The sequence below is a fragment of the Micromonospora sp. NPDC023956 genome (assembly GCF_040639195.1).
In the GTDB taxonomy this organism is placed as follows: Bacteria; Actinomycetota; Actinomycetes; order Mycobacteriales; family Micromonosporaceae; genus Micromonospora.
The window spans coordinates 526,980-541,853 of the sequence record NZ_JBEZZN010000001.1; the positions used below are offsets into that span (position 1 = coordinate 526,980).

Annotated in this window: 11 protein-coding genes; 5 read left to right on the plus strand and 6 right to left on the minus strand. The window is 72.2% G+C overall.

What is annotated here, in order from left to right:
- Positions 1–56: 56 nt before the first annotated feature.
- Positions 57–2,525, minus strand: coding sequence for a glycoside hydrolase family 3 N-terminal domain-containing protein (locus AB0F58_RS01340; RefSeq protein ID WP_357136249.1), 2,469 nt, complete (start codon positions 2,523–2,525; stop codon positions 57–59).
- Between the two features lie 314 nt (positions 2,526–2,839).
- On the opposite strand from AB0F58_RS01340, the gene AB0F58_RS01345 reads away from it, so the two are divergent.
- The 4 genes from AB0F58_RS01345 (at position 2,840) to AB0F58_RS01360 (ending at position 7,490) form a co-directional block, all read left to right on the plus strand.
- A complete protein-coding gene (locus AB0F58_RS01345) occupies positions 2,840–3,787 on the plus strand; it encodes a sugar ABC transporter permease (protein ID WP_357136252.1) in 948 nt (315 codons plus the stop codon).
- A complete protein-coding gene (locus tag AB0F58_RS01350; RefSeq protein ID WP_357136254.1) occupies positions 3,784–4,617 on the plus strand; it encodes a carbohydrate ABC transporter permease in 834 nt (277 codons plus the stop codon). Before AB0F58_RS01345 ends, AB0F58_RS01350 begins: the two co-directional genes overlap by 4 nt.
- Before the next feature lie 20 nt (positions 4,618–4,637).
- Positions 4,638–6,041 carry an ABC transporter substrate-binding protein gene (locus AB0F58_RS01355; protein ID WP_357136257.1) on the plus strand — a complete coding sequence of 468 codons (1,404 nt, stop codon included), beginning with the start codon at positions 4,638–4,640 and terminating at the stop codon, positions 6,039–6,041.
- Between the two features lie 171 nt (positions 6,042–6,212).
- Positions 6,213–7,490 carry a hypothetical protein gene (locus tag AB0F58_RS01360; protein WP_357136259.1) on the plus strand — a complete coding sequence of 426 codons (1,278 nt, stop codon included), beginning with the start codon at positions 6,213–6,215 and terminating at the stop codon, positions 7,488–7,490.
- 132 nt (positions 7,491–7,622) lie between these two features.
- On the opposite strand, the gene AB0F58_RS01365 is transcribed toward AB0F58_RS01360, so the two are convergent.
- From AB0F58_RS01365 to AB0F58_RS01375, 3 genes are all read right to left on the minus strand, one after another.
- A complete protein-coding gene (locus AB0F58_RS01365) occupies positions 7,623–8,573 on the minus strand; it encodes a sulfite exporter TauE/SafE family protein (RefSeq protein ID WP_357136262.1) in 951 nt (316 codons plus the stop codon).
- Between the two features lie 540 nt (positions 8,574–9,113).
- Positions 9,114–10,079 (minus strand): MBL fold metallo-hydrolase, encoded by a 966-nt coding sequence (locus tag AB0F58_RS01370; protein ID WP_357136265.1) that lies wholly within the window; start codon positions 10,077–10,079, stop codon positions 9,114–9,116.
- Positions 10,080–10,200: 121 nt separating this feature from the next.
- Entirely contained in the window at positions 10,201–11,070 is an 870-nt protein-coding gene (locus tag AB0F58_RS01375; RefSeq protein WP_357136268.1) for a serine hydrolase, read from the minus strand.
- Positions 11,071–11,110: 40 nt separating this feature from the next.
- Here AB0F58_RS01375 and AB0F58_RS01380 point away from each other — a divergent pair, with 40 nt between their 5' ends.
- On the plus strand, positions 11,111–12,085 hold the full coding sequence (locus tag AB0F58_RS01380; RefSeq protein ID WP_357136271.1) for a LysR substrate-binding domain-containing protein: 975 nt from the start codon (positions 11,111–11,113) through the stop codon (positions 12,083–12,085).
- A 23-nt stretch (positions 12,086–12,108) separates the two neighbouring features.
- On the opposite strand, the gene AB0F58_RS01385 is transcribed toward AB0F58_RS01380, so the two are convergent.
- Entirely contained in the window at positions 12,109–13,920 is a 1,812-nt protein-coding gene (locus AB0F58_RS01385) for a bifunctional diguanylate cyclase/phosphodiesterase (RefSeq protein ID WP_357136275.1), read from the minus strand.
- On the minus strand, positions 13,917–14,723 hold the full coding sequence (locus tag AB0F58_RS01390; RefSeq protein WP_357136277.1) for an SAM-dependent methyltransferase: 807 nt from the start codon (positions 14,721–14,723) through the stop codon (positions 13,917–13,919). The genes AB0F58_RS01385 and AB0F58_RS01390 overlap by 4 nt, the downstream gene beginning before the upstream one ends.
- Positions 14,724–14,874: the final 151 nt, after the last annotated feature.

Genomic DNA, 14,874 nt, shown 5'->3' on the forward strand with positions numbered 1-14,874 from the left:
ACGACACGACGACGGCCCCGGGAGCGGTTCGGCGGGATGCGGTCGCATCGGAAGGGTCAGGTCAGCGTGCAGGGGGATCCGTTCAGGGTGAAGGCGGCGGGCCTCGGGTTGGTGCCGGTGTGGCTCCCGTTGAACCCGATGCCGACCGACGCGCCGGGCGCCAGGGCCCCGTTCCAGCCCAGGTTGGTGGCCGTGACGGTCGTACCCGTCTGCGACCACGTCGCCGACCAGCCATCGGTCATCCGCTGCCCGGCGGTGAGGTCGAATCGCAGCGTCCAACCGGACACCGCCGCCGTCCCGGTGTTCCGGATGGTGACGGTCGCGGTGAATCCGGTGCCCCAGCCGTTGGTGACGTAGCTGACCGAACACGGACCGCCCCCGTCGGCGGGCGGCGTGGTGACCGTGACCGGGGCCGACTCGGAGGACGCGTTGCCCGCGCCGTCGACCGCCCGGACGGTGAACCGGTACGTCCGCTGCGCACCCAGCCCGGTGACCTGGTGGGTGGTGCCGGTCACCGTCGCCAGGACGGTGCCGTCCCGACGTACCTGGTAGCCGGCGACTCCGCTGCCGCCGCTGTCCGTGGATGCTCCCCAGGTCAGGGTCGCCGACGTCGCGGTGACGCCGGATGCCGTCAGCGGGCCGGGCGTGGTCGGTGGCGTGGTGTCCACCGGCGGCTCCGGCCCGTCGTCGTAGGAGAGCCCGAAGCCGTACGGGAAGAGCGGGGTCTTGCCGTCGCCGTCGTTGATCGGCTGCTGCCCGGCGCTGTTCATCCAGGTCATCGGCAGTTTCCCGGTCGGCGCGTGGGTGCCGAACAGCACGTCGGCCACCCCGGCGCCCTCGGTGCCGGGCAGCCACGCGGCCAGCAACGCGTTCCACCCGGGTAGCTGGGCCGCGATGTCCAGCGGCCGACCGGAGACGAGCACGACGACGACCGGCACACCGGCGGCGCGCAGGGTGGCGATGGTCTGCCGGTCGGTCGCGTCGAGACCGAGGTCGCCGGGACGATCGCCCTCGCCCTCCGCGTACGGCGTCTCGCCGACGACCGCGATCGCGGCGCGGTAGCTGCCGTCGATGCCGGCGCCGGTCGGGTGGTAGGTGACCGTGCTCGCCGGTGCGGCGGCGCGGATGCCCTCCAGGATGGTCGTGCCGGGGGTGACGTCCCCGCTGCCGCCCTGCCAGCTGACCGTCCAGCCGCCGCTCTGGTGCCCGATGTCGTCGGCGTTCCTGCCGGCGACGAAGATCTTGTTGCCGACCGCGCCGAGCGGCAGCACGCCGTCGTTGCGGAGGAGGACCTGCGACTCCCGGACGGCCTGCCGGGCGAGTTGCCGGTGCGCGGCGCTGCCGACCGTCGGGGTGTACGACCGGTCGGTCAGCGGTCGCTCGAAGAGTCCCAGCTCGAACTTCTTGGTCAGGATCCGCCGGTTGGCGTCGTCGATCCGGGACATCGGCACCTGGCCGCTCTGCACCTCCACCCGGAGGAGGTCGATGAACCGCCGCCAGCCCTGCGGGGCCATCACCATGTCGATGCCCGCGTTGACCGCCTGGCGTACCTCGGCCCCGGTGAAGCCGGGTGCCCCGTCGAGCTGGTCGATGCCGTTCCAGTCGGAGACCACGAAGCCGTCGAAGCCCAGCTCGCCCTTGAGGACATCGGTGATCAGGTAGCGGTGTCCGTGCAGTTTCTGGCCGTTCCAGCTGCTGTAGGAGATCATCACCGAGCCGACGTCCCGCGCGATGGCGGCCCGGAACGGCGGCAGGTGGACCGCCCGCAGCTCCGCCTCGGAGAGTTGGCTGTCGCCCTGGTCGTCGCCGCCGCTGGTGCCGCCGTCGCCGAGGTAGTGCTTGGCGGTGGCCAGCACCGCGCCGGGCGCGTCCAGCGAGGCACCCTGTAGGCCGGTGATGATGCTGGTCATCGCGCTGGGCAACTCGGGGGTCTCGCCGAACGACTCGTAGGTGCGGCCCCACCGGTCGTTGCGGGCGACGCAGAGGCACGGCGCGAAGGTCCAGTCGACGCCGGTGCCGGTGACCTCCTCGGCGGTGGCCCGGCCGATCTGCTGCACCAGCGCCGGGTCACGGGTGGCCCCGAGGCCGATGTTGTGCGGGAAGATCGTGGCGCCCACGACATTGTTGTGCCCGTGCACGGCGTCCGATCCGTAGATGATCGGAATGCGGAGGGGCGTCGCCAGGGCCGCGTTCTGGAAGCGGTCGTACATGTCCGCCCAGCCGGTCGGGGTGTTCGGGTTGGGCGCGGATCCCCCGCCGGAGAGGATGGACCCGAGTCGGTAGGTGGTCACGTCGCCCGGAGCGACCGAGCCGCGCTCGCCCTGGGTCATCTGGCCGAGCTTGTCGTCGAGGGTCATCCGGCCGAGCAGGTCGTCGACCCGGGCCGCGACGGGCAGCGCCGGGTCGAGGTAGGGCACCGGGACCGCCGCGCGGGCGGGGGGCACCAGGGCGAGGCTCGCGCCGAGCAGGGCCGTGGTGAGCGCGCCCAGCGCCGCACGGTGGCGGGAGATCGATCGGGTACGCACGCGGGTTCCTTCCGTCCGGGGTGTGTCCCGCACGCCCGGCGCCACTCCCCGCCGTACAGGCCTCTAGGTGGAACAGTATTCGGGAGCGCTCCCAATGGCAACGAGTCGGGGCTCCGCGCTCCTCACGCACGACAATGTCCCGGCCGGAGCCCTCGGCACCGGCCCGCGATCCGGTCCATCGACCGACGTTTCCCCACCCGGATCCCGGAAACGGCGCCGGTCACCGCAGCGGAACCGAACGTGAAGGTTGCTGTCAGGTAACGCAGAGGTGTCTGGAGCATTTCTTCAACCAGATCCGTTGGTAGGGTGCGGCGGTGCCTCCCCCCTCCGTCGCCGAAGACGCCGGGACCACGGCGGCCACGACCGCCGGTGCCACCCCGCCCGGCCGGCCCCGTGGCGAGCGTGGCCTCTCCTGGTTACTGCTCCTGCCATCGGTCGCGGTCTTCGCCCTGTTCATCTTCTGGCCCCTCGGCCGGACCCTCTACCTGTCCACGCACGGCAATGACATCTTCGGCGCGCCGAGCGCCTACGTGGGGTTCTCCCACTACACCGCGATGCTGTCCGGTGAATTCGTCGGGGTCCTCGTCACCACGGCGTTGTTCACCCTGATCAGCGTCCTGCCGGCGGTGCTCGGCGCCCTGCTGGTGGTCCTGCTGCTGGAATCCCGGATCCGGGGCGTACGGGCGCTGCGGACCGCCTTCGCGCTGCCGTTCGCGTTCTCGGTGGCCACCGCCTCCGTGGTCTTCGCGGTGATCTACAACCCGGCCATCGGCGTCGCCAACGGGCTGCTCGGCGCGGTCGGCGTCGACCGGGTCAACTGGCTCACCGACCCGTCCATCGCGCTGCCCGCGGTCGGCCTCGCCACGGTCTGGATGAACCTCGGTTACAACGTGCTGGTGCTCTCCGCGGGAGTGGCGGCCATTCCGCAGGAGGTGGTGGAGGCGGCCCGGCTCGACGGCGCGACCGGCTGGCGGCTCGCCCGGAGCATCACTATCCCGCTGCTCTCCCCGCAACTGTTCTTCCTGGTGGTGGTCTCCACCATCCACGCACTCCAGAGCTTCGGTCAGATCCACATCCTGACCAAGGGCGGACCGGACGACGCCACCACCACCCTGGTCTATTCCATCTACGAGAAGGCGTTCGCGTTCGGCTCCGCCGACTTCGGTGCGGCCAGCGCCCAGGCGGTCGTCCTGCTTCTGATCATGTTGATCTGCACGGGTATCCAGTTCGGCATCCTGGAACGGCGGGTGCACTACCGATGAGTCGACGCACCACACCCGGCCGGATCGCCGTCTACGTCGTGCTCGGGCTGGCCCTGATCCCGGTGCTGTTCCCGGTCTACTACGCCTTCGCCGGTGCCGTGATGGGCCCGGGTGACCTGGCCACCTATCCCCCGGCGCTGGTACCGCGCGCGCTGCACTGGCAGAACTTCGGCGACGTGTTCGACGCCGTGCCGCTCGGCCGGTTCTACCTGAACTCCGCCGTGCAGGCCGGTGTGATCACCCTTGCCCAGGTGGTGACCAGCATCCTCGCCGCGTACGCCTTCGCCTTCCTGCGGATGCCGGCGAAGGCCGCGACCTTCGGGCTCTTCCTGGCCACGCTGATGGTCCCCTGGGAGAGCATCATCATCCCCAACTACCTGGCCATCTCGGACTGGGGGCTGACCCGGGGTGGGCTGACCTACCTCGGACTGGTCCTGCCGTTCCTCGCCTCCGCGTTCGGCACCTTCCTGCTGCGGCAGGCGTTCCTCCAGTTCCCGAGCGAGTTGCGGGACGCGGCGGTGATCGACGGGTGCGGACACTGGCGGCTGCTCTGGCGGGTGGTCGTGCCGCTGTCCAAGCCCTCCATCGCGGCGGTCGGGGTGTACGTCTTCCTCTCCGCGTGGAACCAGTACTTCTGGCCGCTGATCCTCGTCCGGGACCCCGAGTACCAGACCCTCCAGATCGGGATCTCCCAGCTCAACGACGCTGAGGCGGCCCAGCCGGGACTGATCCTGGCCGGCGTCGCGCTCTCCCTGCTCCCCACCCTGGCCGTCGTGGTCTTCGGCCAGCGGTACATCGTCCGTGGTCTGACCGCGGGCGCACTGCGTTGAACCCCCACCGAGGAGAGGCAATGGCACTTCCACGACCACGCCGTACCGGCGCTGTCATCATCGCTCTGCTGACCGCCGCCGCGCTGGTCGGCGGGTGCGGCTCCGAGCCCGGCGGCGACTCGTCCGACGCCCTGGACGCGCCGGGCGCCGAGGCGCTCAAGGACGCGGACGGGAAGACGACGGTCGAGTTCTGGCACTCGATGAAGGGCGCGAACGCCACCGCCGTGGACAAGCTGGTCGCCGACTTCAACGCCGGCAACGGCGGCAAGATCGAGGTCAAGGCGGTCTACCAGGGCAGCTACGACGAGACGATCGCGAAGTACAAGGCGTCCGTGCAGCAGAAGAGCACCCCCGCCCTGGTCCAGGTGTACGACATCGGCAGCCGCTTCATGGTCGACTCCAAGCAGGTCGTGCCGATGCACCGGTTCATCGAGAAGGACGGCTTCGACGCCGCCGAGATCGAGCCGAACATCGCCAGCTACTACTCGGTCGACGGCAAGCTCTGGTCGATGCCGTTCAACACCTCCACTCCGCTGCTCTACCTCAACAAGGAGGCGTTCGAGTCGGCCAAGCTCGACCCGACCAAGCCGCCGAAGACCCTGGCCGAGCTGGGCGAGCTGGCCAAGAAGCTCACCGTCAAGGACGCCAGCGGCAAGACCACCCGGTACGGCTTCGGCGCGGCCATCTACGGCTGGCTGCTCGAACAGCTCCTCGCCACGGACGGCAAGGAGTACTGCGACAACGGCAACGGGCGCCAGAAGCTCGCCACCCGCGTGCAGTTCGACCAGCCGGCGGGGGTGCAGGTCGCCCAGTGGTGGACCGACCTGGTCCGCAACGGGTACGCGACGAACACCGGCCGGAAGACCGACGACGCCCAGGCGGCGTTCAAGGCCGGTACGGTCGCCATGCACCTGGAGTCGACCAGTGTGCTGCGCGGCTACGTCGACGCGGCGGCGGGCAAGTTCACCGTCCTCACCGCCCCGTACCCGAAGGTGTCGGACTCCTCCACCGGTGGACCGATCATCGGTGGCGCGTCGCTCTGGATCAGCGGGGTCGGTCACAGCGCGGCCGAGAAGCGGGCCGCCTGGGAGTTCGCGAAGTTCTCGGCCGGTGCCACGCCGCAGGCGCAGTGGCACACCGGCACCGGCTACGTGCCGATCAACGTGGGGGCGCTGGCGCAGGTCGACAAGGACTGGGTGGCGAAGTACCCCCAGTTCCGTACCGCCGTGGACCAGCTGCACGCGCTGCCGCCGTCGGTCGCCTCGGCCGGTTGCCTGCTCGGTGTGATGCCGCAGGCGCGCAAGGCCGCCGAGGACGGGCTGGAGGCGGCCATCGTCGGCACCAAGCCCGCCGAGCAGGCCATGAAGGACGCCGCCGCGAGCGTCCAGTCGGCGATCGACAGCTACAACAAGTCGGTGGGCTGACCCCCGCGCCGCCGGCCCACCGGGGTTCCCGGTGGGCCGGCGGCGCCGGTGCCGACGGCACACCCCGGATCGGGACGCCCCTCCGGCTCGGCGTGACACTGACCGGGCCGTCCGGCGGGTGGACGCAGGTCAGATCGAAGCGCGGTTGCCGGGAGGGTCCATACTCGACACGTGGAGCCCGAGGCGCACCTGACGATTGAGCTCGAGCCGGGTGAAGCCGGCGTCGACACCGTGAAGAACGTCGTCCTCCCCTGGTCCGGACGCACGGCGACGGTCCGTGTTCCGGCCGGGGCCACCGACGGCTCGTTGCTGCGACTGCCCGGTCTGGGCCCGCCGGGGGCGGACGGGGCGCCGCAGGAGGCGTACGTCCGGATCCGGGTCATCCCGCTCGCCCCGCAGCCCGGCTCCCCGCCTCCGGCCGGGCCGCCACCAGGGCACCCACCCGGTCCGCCGCAGTACGGCCCGCCGATGCCCGCCCCGGCCCCGCCGGCGCGACGCAGAACGGTGCTCGTCGCTGCCGCCGCGGTGGTGGTGGCGGTGCTGGTCTGCGGCGGCCTGCCGTTGGCGTTCTTCCTCACCGGCGACGACGGGGACCGCCCGCCGACCACCGGAGGCCGCTCCGCCGCACCGTCGGTCGCCTCCTCCCCGAGTGTCGCGCCGATGACCCCGGACCAGTACCAGACGACGCTGACCAGCACCGACCAGGCGTTGCTCACGGGTTTCCGGACCCTCGCCGCCGCGAAGGGCCCCACGGCGGTGGCCGCTGCGACGTCCACGCTGGCGACGACCGCCGCCGAGCAGCGGCGGGCGTTGGACGCCCTGGTGCCGCCGGCGAGCGTGGCCACCGCCCACGGGACGTTCATCGAGGCACTGGACGGTCTGGCCACCGCCCTGACCGCCACCCCGTCGGGGCAGGCCTGCCTCGGGCCGGCGGCGGTCGCGCGGATCAGCCGGGAGACGGCCGCCGACCAGCTCCGGGCCGCCGCGCAGGCACTGGCGACCGCGGATCAGACGCGGGCGTACCGGGTCGGTTCCTTCGTCCCGAAGGAGACCAGGGACGGCAACCGGCGGCTGAGCAACGGCTCCTACGTCAAGCGGACCAAGGGTGGCCTCGGCCAGCTCAAGATCGAAAATGGTGGTGCCGACGCGGTGATCGGCATCGTCCGGGGCAAGACCGCGGTCACCCGGGTCTACGTCCGTGGCAAGAGCACCTTCACGGTACGCGGTGTCCGGGACGGGACATACCAGATCTTCATGGCCAGCGGCAAGGACTGGGACGCCAGGAGCAAGGCCTTCAGCCGGGACTGCGACTTCGAGAAGTTCGACGACCCGCTCACGTTCCGCACCACCTCGCGGACGTACACCAGCTGGTCGCTCTCCCTCACGCCGGTGGTCGGCGGCAACGCCAGCACCAGCACCGTCGACCCGGACGATTTCCCCGTGGGTTGACCCGCGTACCGCCACCGGCGGCGGACGCGGTAACTCCGTGAGCAGCCGTCGGGACAGCGGGTGGACGCAGACGCTGATCGGCCCCGCCGTCCTCCGGTGGGGCCGATCAGCGTCGTCCGGTGTGGTGCCGGGTCACCCGGTCGGGGTGCTGCTCTTCTCGTTCGACGGGTCGGCCGCCGCAGCGGCTTCGGTCTCGGCGATGACGCGGCGTTCCTCGTCCCGGTTGGCGCGGTACTGGCGGATCGAGTACGCCAGGGCGGCGGCCCAGACGGCGTAGATGACGGCGTAGAAGGCGTAGCGGACACCGTCGGGCGCGTCGATCCAGTCGCTGCGCAGCAGGGTGCGGGTGTTGGTCAGGATGATGACCCCGCCGACCGCCGAGCCGAGCACGCGCGGCGGAATGTGCCGGACCAGCCAGGCCGCGATCGGCGCGGCGATGGTGCCACCGATCAGCAGCACGGCGACCCAGGCGAAGTTCACGCCCTCGTTGCCGATACCGACGATGAACCCGATGCTGGCGGCGACGGCGACGAGGAACTCGCTGGTGTCGATCGAGCCGATGGTCTTGCGCGGTTCGAGACGACCGCTGGCCAGGATGGCCGGGGTGCCGACCGGGCCCCAGCCGCCGCCGCCGGTGGAGTCGACGAAGCCGGCCACCACACCCAGCGGGGCGAGGAAACGCTTCCGCAGCGGCTTGCCGAGGTTGCCCTTGGGCAGACCCAGTGCGGTGAACCGGATCAGGATGTAGAGCCCGAGCGCGAGCAGGATGATCGACATCAACGGCGCGGCAGTCTCGGTGGACAGGCTCGACAGGAAGGTGGCGCCGGCGAAGGCACCGACCGCACCGGGAATGCCGATCTTCCAGACGACCCGCCAGTCCACGTTCCCGAACCGCCAGTGCGAGGCGCCGGAGACGAGGGTGGTGCCGATCTCGGCAAGGTGCACGGTGGCCGACGCCGCCGCCGGGTTGGTGCCGATGGCCAGCAGCAGCGTTGTCGACGTGACGCCGTACGCCATGCCGAGGCTGCCGTCGACGAGCTGGGCGCCGAGGCCGACCAGCGCGAGGAGGATGAGTTTTCGCATGTCTACCGCCAGTCGTGAGGGGGTGGCAGGTCGACCGGACCGTGTCGTCCGCCGGGTGGTTCGGTCAGGGTGAGGTGAACGGGCACTTCGCGATCGCCGGTGCTCCGGGCCTGCCACGGCGCAGGCGGGCGGCGGCTACGCCCTGGTGGGCGACCTGTTCTGGTGGCAGTTCCGGCACGGTGTCCGGCGGGCCGGCCCGACGCGGAGGGTGTCACCGGCGCCGACGGCCGCGGTGACCGTCGCCCGCACGGCGTGGTCGGCACGCGCTGTGATCCGCATGGCGTAGCTCCTCCGCGTGCCACCTGCGAGCAGAGCGGGGGGCGTGGTGACCCACGCGGTCCCCGCTCGCTCAAAATCCCTACTAGTTCGATGGAGAATACGATGTATCCCGGTCGGCGACAACCCCCATCCGTGCCGACCCTCGACCGCGTCCGGCCGCTCCGCGCGGGCAGCGCCCCGCCCGGCTTCCCGGGAGCGGCGGCCGGCCCCGCGACGCCTCGGCGGTCGGACGGATCGCCACGGCCGGGCCCGGCCCGCGCGCTACCCGAAGGTGTACGGGGTCAGGTAGCGCGGCAGCAGGATCCGGGTACGCGGCGCGACCCTGCGCACGGCGGCGACGAAGATGTCCAGCCGCTCCCGGTCGCCCGGGGTGACCGGAGGCGGGTTCTCCAGCTCCGTCTCGAAGTTGTCCCAGTGCACCGGCACCACGGTGGCGGGCCGGTCGAGGGCGCCCAGCAGGCGCGGCACGTACTCGTGGGTGACGTCGGTGTTCGGCACCGCGACCATCGCGACGTCGGGGGCCAGCCCGGCGAGGTTGCGCTCGGCGAAGTCGCTCGCGCCCATGAAGAACACCGACGGTCCGCCGCGCGGGGTCAGCTGGAACGCGAGCGTGTCGCCCTCCGGCAGGTCCGCGATCGTCTCCGGCCGGGGCGGGACCGCGGCGCGGACCCCGGGGAAGGCCATCGAGTACGAGGCGTTGCGGCTGTGCAGCGACGCCACCACCTCGACGGTGTAGTCGCCGAAGTCCAGCACCTCGCCGCCCCGGACCGGGCTGAGCTGGGCGGTGGGCAGGCCGTAGGCCAGTCCGAGGTGGTACGCGGTGAGCGTGCCGAACACCCGCGCACCGGACTGCCCGGCGATGTGCGGTACGTCGTTGTAGTGGTCCCAGTGGGTGTGGGTGACCAGGATCGTCTGTGGGGTGCCGGCGTGCTCCGCGACGCGGCGGGGGTCGACGGTCAGCCTGGTGGCCGGGTCGAACGGCGGCTCGAACAGCCCGGTCCCGAAGCGGCTGAGGTACGGGTCCACCAGGACGGTCTTCCCGCCGATGTCGACGCGCCACCCGGAGGTGCCCAGCCAGCGGTACGTGACGGCGGGGCCACCCGGGTCGCGGCGGCCCGGCGCAGCCGGCGCGGTGGAGGGGAGGACGGAGTCGGTGGCCACGGTGGCGACGGCCGCGCCGACGGCGGTACCCAGTAAGCGGCGGCGGCCCAGTCGTGAATCGGTCATGGCGGGCAGCGAAGCACCGCCCGAACCGGCACGTCCAAGACGATCGGGCCGCACCGTCCATATCCCGTCGCGTATCGGTGCTGCCCAGCGGGTCCGGGCCGGAGGCGGGCGGAGGCGTGGCTCACATCGCGCGCAGCGCCTCGACCGCTGCCCGCGCGGCCTCACCCATCGCCAGGTCCACGTCGATCCGGCGGGCGTCCAACCGCTGCGTGCGGGCGAAGACCGCGATGGCGTACCGGCCGCCGTCCGGGTACTCCGCCACCCCCGCCTCGATGTGCAGCCCCGGCAGCGTGCCGGTCTTGGCCGCCACCCGCACCTCGGGCGGGAAACCGGACGGCAGCCGGGTCCAGAACATCTGCCGGGCCATCAGGTCACGCACCATGGCGCACGCGGCGGGCGGGCCCGCCTCGTCCCGCCAGATCAGGGTCAGCAGCCGGGTGATCTCCCGCGCGGTGCTGGAGGTGGTGTGCTCCGGATCGAAGACCCGCAGGGTCCGGATCCGCTCCTCGGACAGGGTGCCGAAGATGCGGGCGAACCCGGCGGCGTCCGTCGCGCCCACGTCGGCGAACATCGACTCCAGCACCTGTCGCGGCCCGCCGACCACCCTGGTCCGCACGAGTCCCAGCTCCGTCGCGAGCAGCGGCACCACGTCCGGGCCCACCCGGCGCAGCAGCAGGTCGGCGGCGGTGTTGTCGCTGACCGACATGGTGAAGTACGCCAGGTCACGCAGGGAGAGCTCCACGTCGTCGGCGCACCCGGCCGTACCCCAGCCGCCCAACCGGTCCTCGTGGCGGACGAGCACCCGCTCGGTGGGGTCGACCTGCCCGGCCACGACCTGCCGGGCGAACTCCAGCACCAGCAGGATCTTGAACACCGACGCGATCACCACCTGCTCGTCGGCGCGCATCCCGACCTCCCGGCCGGTGTCGACGTCGACGGCGTGCACCCGGGCGTCGACGCCCACCCGGTCGAGGATCTCCGTGGCCAACACGCCGCCACGGTAGCCGCCGTGGCCCGCGTACTGTCGAGAGATGGATCTCCTGCGGCACCTGCGCTACTTCCTGGTGGTGGCGGAGGAACTGCACTTCGGCCGGGCGGCCGAGGAACTCGGCATCGCGCAGCCCCCGCTCAGTCAGGCGATCCAGCGGCTGGAGCGGCAGTTGGACGTGACGCTGTTCGACCGCTCCCGACGCCGGGTCGCCCTCACCCCCGCCGGCCGGCTGCTCCTCGACGAGGCGCGCGGGCTGCTGGCCGGCGAGGAACGGATGCGCGCGCTGCTGCGCATGGTGCGGGACGGGACGCTGGGGACACTGCGCGCCGGCGTACCGCCGGAGACGCCCGCCGTCACCCTCCAGGCCCTCCTGCGACGCCTCGCCGAGCAGGTGCCCGGCCTCGACGTCGACCTCCAGGAGCTGACCACCGGCGAGCAGCTGCGGATGCTCGCCGACGCCCAACTCGACGTCGGCCTGGTGCATCAGCCGGTGGAAGCCCCGGACCTGCGGTTCGGCCCGACCTCCCGGACCCGGCTCGGGGTGGTCCTGCCACGCGTGTCGCCGTTGGCCCGCCGGACCGAGGTCGGGCTGGCCGATCTCGTCGGTCACGGTCTCGTCCTGCCGCCCCGCGCCACCGCGCCGGGTTGGCACGACCACGTCGTCGACGTCTGCCGCCGGTCCGGCTTCGCACCGGCGCGGATCCGGCACGCCCGCAACCCGGAGTTCGCGCTGGGGCTGGTGCTCGCCGGCCACGGCGTCGCGTTCGAGCCGGAGGGCGTCGCGCGCCGCGAGGTACGCGTGGTCTGGCGGCCCGTCACCGGTCACCCGCTGTACCGGACCACGTCCACCGCCTGGCCGGCGCAGTCCCCGCACCCTGCCGCCCGGCGGTTCGCGGAGATCGCCGCCGCGACGTTGGACGAGGGCTGTCCGGAGCCGATGGCCGTTCCCGAGGTGGAGACCGCGCGCCCGTGGAGCGTGGTGTTCGCCCCCCAGGCGGCCGGCACCGGCCGGTAGACGCCCGTTCCGCTCCCCGGGACCTACGTGGTGGGCGTCGGGTGGTTCCGGGCCACGAGGCGGGCGGTGATCTCGCCGGGCGGGACCGGGCGACCGAAGTACCATCCCTGCCCGTTGTCGCAGCCGGTGGCGGTGAGGCGGTGGGCCTGCTCGGCGGTCTCGATACCCTCGGCGGTCACGGTGAGGCCGAGCTTGTGGCCGAGCGACACGACGGTGGTGAGGAAGTCGTCGTCCGTGCCGGGGCGGGAGGTCGCGGCGGGCCCGAACGCCGATGTCGACGCACGGGTCAGGCTGGCGTCGAGTTTGAGGCCGTGCAGGGGTAGGGCGCGGAGGTTGGCCAGGTTCGCGTATCCCACGCCGAAGTCGTCGATGACGATCCGGACGCCGAGTGTCATCAACGCGCTCAGCGTGTCCGCCACCGCCCCGGACAGTTCGATCACCGCCTGCTCGGTGACCTCGAGCTGGAGCAGGTCCGGCGGCAGGCCGGTCCGGTCGAGGACCTGCGAGACCGTCCCGGCCATGCCGCCCTGCTGGAGCTGGCGCACCGACACGTTCACGCTCACGTACAGCCCCGGTTGGCGGCGCTGCCAGCGGCTGGCCTGGCGGCACGCCTGACCGAGCAGGTGGTTGCCGAGTGGCACGACGAGACCGGTGCGTTCGGCGAGTTCGATGAACCGGGCGGCGCTCAGCAGGCCCAGCCGGGGATGATGCCAGCGGGCCAGTGCCTCCACCCCGGCCAGCCGCCCGGACCGGAGGTCCGCGATGGGCTGGTAGGCGAGGGTGAACTCGCCCCGGCGCAGGGCCGCCGGCATGGCCGCCGACAACCGGTACCGCTCGGCGTCGGCGTCGCTGCGGTCCCGGTCGAACTGGCGCCAGGTCGCCTTCCCGTCCGCCTTGGCCCAGTGCAACGCGATCTCGCTGGCCCGCATCAACGATGCGGCGCTGCCGTCCTGGAGGGGCCCCTCGGCGACCCCCGCGCTCGCCGTCAGCGGCACCTCGGTGCCCGCGACGTGGAACGGAGGGGCCAGCGCGGCGAGCGCCCGATCAGCGATCTTGTTCATGTCCTCGGCGCAGGTGGTGCCGGCGACCAGGATCGCGAACCGGTCGCTGTCCAGGCGGGCCACCAGGTCGCCCCGCCGGTCGGCGATCGCCCCGAGCCGGCCGGCGACGTCCCGGAGCAGCAGGTCGCCCACCTCGTGCCCGAGCACGTCGTTGACCGCCGCGAAGTCGTCGATGTCGAGGCAGCAGACGCCGGCCCGGCCGACCGGCGTGCCGGCGGCCACGCTCGCCAACCGCTCGGCGAAGAGGGTCAGGTTGGGCAGTCCGGTCAACTGGTCGTGGGTGGCGAAGCGGCGGAACCGGGCCTCGCTGACCCGCAGCGCCTCCTCGGCCCGCGAGTGTGCCGCCAGCGCGGCCAGCCGGACCAGGTCCTGCGCCTGGAGGCTGCGGTCGTGCGCGGCCGACGCGAAGCCGATCGAGAGTTCGGCGAGCAGCCCGGACAGCCGAGCGGTGAGCGTGGGGTCGGCCGGCATCCGCAGATCGGTGAGCAGCCGCGACCCGATGATCGCGATCGTCCGACCGAGCGCCTCGGGTGATCCGAAGCCCGCTGCCACGAGATCGGCGCCGATCCGCTGGCCGCCGCCCGGATCGGCCGCTCCGGTGAGCAGGTCGGCGACCAGGCGGTCCGTCAGCCGGCGGACGATCCGATGCCGCTCCTCGGCGCTGATCGGCACGTAGTGGGCCCGGTGCAACGCGGTCGCCCACACCCGGGCGAACTCCTCGACGTCCTGTCGGCGCCGGTCGTCGTCCCCGTGGGTACCGGGCCGATCGCTCACCTGCGGCGTCCGACTCCGACGTAGAAGCTCATCCGCTCGGGACGCTCCCCGACGTCGGCCGGCGTCTCGGGCCGCCACAGCGGTGACCAGACCACACCGGGTTCCACCAGATCGAGGCCGGCGAAGAGATCCTCCACCTGGGAGCGGGTGCGGGCGGTGACGGGCGTGCTGGTCCGGCCACTCAGTCGGGCGCCCTCTCCCATCTCGTCCGGCCGGCTGTCGGTGGTGACATGGCTGATCGCCACGCAACTGCCCGAGGCCAGCGCCGTCCACAGCCGCTTGACCAGACCGTACGGGTCGTCCTCGTCCGGCACCGCGTGCACCACCGAGACGAGCAGCAGACCGACCGGCCGATCGAGGTCCAGCAGGCGGCGGGTCTCCGGATGGCCGAGGATGGCCTCGGGGCGGCGCAGGTCCTCGAGCAGGGCCACCGCGTTCGGCTGGCCCGCGAGGATCTGGGTGCTGTGCGCCACCGCCACCGGGTCGATGTCCACGTAGACCACCCGGGCGTCCGGATCCACCTGCTGGGCGATCTCGTGGACGTTGCCGACCGTCGGGATGCCGGACCCGATGTCCAGGAACTGCCGGACGCCCTGGTCGAGCATGAACCGCACCGCCCGGTGCAGGAACTCCCGGTTCGCCCGCGCCACCAGGCGCAGATCGGGCACCGCCGCGAGCGCCTGACGGGCGAACTCCCGGTCTACCTCGAAGTTGTGCGAGCCGCCGAGCCAGTAGTCGTAGGCCCGGGCGACACTCGGCCGGCTGAGATCAACATCGTCTGGTGCCCACTCCGGCCGCTCCATTGTCGCCCTTCCTCGCCGACACGTGACGTATCCGGCGCCACCGCTACGATAGGAATCTTTCCGGTGCATGATGCGCACCGGGCTTGCGAAAGGCCAATAGTAACGAACCCTGCTCTTCTTCGCGATCACGGCCGCGACCCGCCCCGGTCCA

What these genes read in the sequence shown, in the direction of transcription:
- AB0F58_RS01365 (WP_357136262.1), bottom strand. Translation starts at nt 8,573, where the DNA reads ATGCGAAAACTCATCCTCCTCGCGCTGGTCGGCCTCGGCGCCCAGCTC.
- AB0F58_RS01390 (WP_357136277.1), bottom strand. Translation starts at nt 14,723, where the DNA reads ATGGAGCGGCCGGAGTGGGCACCAGACGATGTTGATCTCAGCCGGCCG.
- AB0F58_RS01370 (WP_357136265.1), bottom strand. Translation starts at nt 10,079, where the DNA reads ATGACCGATTCACGACTGGGCCGCCGCCGCTTACTGGGTACCGCCGTC.
- AB0F58_RS01380 (WP_357136271.1), top strand. Translation starts at nt 11,111, where the DNA reads ATGGATCTCCTGCGGCACCTGCGCTACTTCCTGGTGGTGGCGGAGGAA.
- AB0F58_RS01350 (WP_357136254.1), top strand. Translation starts at nt 3,784, where the DNA reads ATGAGTCGACGCACCACACCCGGCCGGATCGCCGTCTACGTCGTGCTC.
- AB0F58_RS01355 (WP_357136257.1), top strand. Translation starts at nt 4,638, where the DNA reads ATGGCACTTCCACGACCACGCCGTACCGGCGCTGTCATCATCGCTCTG.